The sequence below is a fragment of the Thauera sp. ZXT1-4 genome (genome assembly GCF_052598215.2).
Genome location: NZ_JBQWSN020000085.1, coordinates 1 through 2,015 on the forward strand (window position 1 = coordinate 1; position 2,015 = coordinate 2,015).

Consider the following 2,015-nt stretch of genomic DNA (forward strand, 5'->3'; position numbering starts at 1 on the left):
CTGCGCGTGCGATCACGCCGGCTGGCTTCGTTCTCCCCGAACGCGCTCACATTCCCGTTGCCGGCGCTGGCATCGCCCGCTCCTTCAGACGCTTGTCCCGACCATGTAGGGTTGACCGCGCAGGTGGGGATGAAAGCGCCCGAAGCCTGCCTGGGCCGGCGAGTGCCGCGCCATCAGCTCGATCTGCCCCGAGAGCCGGTCCGCAGCCGAGAGCAGGATCGCATCGAGCGTGCAGGGCTCGCGCAGCCCGAGCCACTCCGGGGCGCCGCGTGCGCTCGTGAGCGCATGGATCAGGCCGACGTACTGGGGCTCGGGGATGCAGACGCGGGCGTTGGCGACGGCCGCCGCGATCCACTCGATGATGGTGTGGCGGTGGCCGATGAGCTTGCCGCGCGTCGTCATCTCGAGGCCGCTACCGCCCAGGCAGTACTCGTCGGCTTTACCGGCGTCATGGAGCAAGGCCGCCATCAGGAGCACGTCCGGGCAGGCGAGCGCCTGGCTCTCGGCCATCTTGAGCGCCTGCTCCGCCACTTCCAGCGTGTGGCGGAGGTTGCCGTGTGCACCGCTGTGGTGCCCTCTCAGCGAACTCGCGCCGAGCAGGTAGCGGTGCAGCCGCGACGCGTCCCAGAAGATGGCGTTGAACAAGTGCTGGAAGTGGGGTGACAGCCTCTGCCACAACGCACTGGCACGACTGACCAGCGTGCGCTCCTGCACCCAGGCTGTCGGAATCGTCTGGAATACGTCGACACTCGGCTCCGGGCGCTCGAGCACCGCGAGGCGGCTGATGCGTACCGCACCCCCCAGACTCTCGGGCCTGCCAAGCCAGCGGATCGACACTAGGCTGCCGACGCCGAGTCGGGCGTCGACCTTGCGCGAAGGCCACTCGACCATCAGGCTGGCGCGCTCGTGAAACAGCACCGCGCGGTTCAGGGCATAGTGATTATCGAGCGGCAAACGGCTGATCGATTCCACACGAAAGATCGGTGGCAGCTTCGCCACCACGTTGTCCGGAGCAGCGGAAGGGATGGGCAGGTGCTGTTCAGTCATGATGCTCTCCTTCATCGGCCTGTTCGGCGACCGACTCGGTTTCCGGCACGGTGTTTTCGTCCTGCCCGGTTTTCACCGGCAAGGTCGTGCCCAAGGTCTGCGTGATGAGTCGCTCGAAGGCCGAGCCGTCACGCCGCGTCAAGTTGGGCACGTAACGCGAATACACGCGAAAGAGCATCTCGGTGGTGGTGTGCCCGAGCTGGCGGGCGATCCACTCCGGCGCCTCGCCGCTGGCGAGCCACAACGTCGCCGCGGTGTGGCGACACTGATACGGGCGGCGCTTCTTGAGGTTGAGGTGTCGCAACAGCGGATACCACACCCGGTTCGTGACGTTCTTGTGGTCGAGCGGAGTCCCCAGCCGGTTGCAGAACACGAACTTGCTGAGCTTGCCTGTGGCTTCGAACTGCGCCTTGAGTGCATCAAAGACCAATTGGCTCATCTGGATGTCGCGCTGGCTGCCGTCGGTCTTGGTGTATTCCTCCTCGCCACCCACCACGGTCTCGCGAACCAAGATCAGGCGGTTCTCGAAGTCGACGTACTTCCACTGCAAACCATCGATCTCGCCCGTGCGCATGCCGGTGAAAAAGCGCACCGTGAAGTAGTGCTTGAAGTCGGGCCGCACCGTATCGAGAACCTGCTTCACCTCGGCGAGCGTAAAGGGGTCGACATCGGTGCGTTTGGTCTTGAGCTGTTTCACGCTGTCGAACGGCGTGCGAAAATCAAAGCGGTCGGCCGCTTCATTGAGGATTTGCCTGAGCGGGTTCAACATCTTGTTGATCCTTGCCGCAGACAGTTTGGTTTGCTTGCCTTTCGCGGTCGCTTTGCCGAGCTCGGCGCGATAGGCAAGGACGTCCGCCTTGGAGATCTGGCCGACCTCCTTCTCCCCAAACTTAGGGATCAGCGCACGGTCGAGCTCCCGGCGGATCGTCGTGCGGTACGAGCGACGCCACTCCACCTCTTTCTCGGCG

The 2,015-nt window shown here is 64.5% G+C and carries 2 protein-coding genes; both read right to left on the minus strand.

What is annotated here, in order from left to right:
* Positions 1-84: 84 nt before the first annotated feature.
* The gene (locus tag ACUH78_RS19085) at positions 85-1,047 is read right to left on the minus strand and encodes an HD domain-containing protein (protein WP_445334432.1); all 963 of its coding nucleotides are present in this window, start codon (positions 1,045-1,047) and stop codon (positions 85-87) included.
* Positions 1,040-2,015: tyrosine-type recombinase/integrase (locus ACUH78_RS19090; protein WP_445334433.1), on the minus strand; the 976-nt coding region annotated here is incomplete at its 5' end. The genes ACUH78_RS19085 and ACUH78_RS19090, both read right to left, overlap by 8 nt.

Bases quoted from the DNA above. Each gene is read 5' to 3' on its own strand.
- ACUH78_RS19085 (WP_445334432.1), bottom strand. From the start codon at position 1,047: ATGACTGAACAGCACCTGCCCATCCCTTCCGCTGCTCCGGACAACGTG.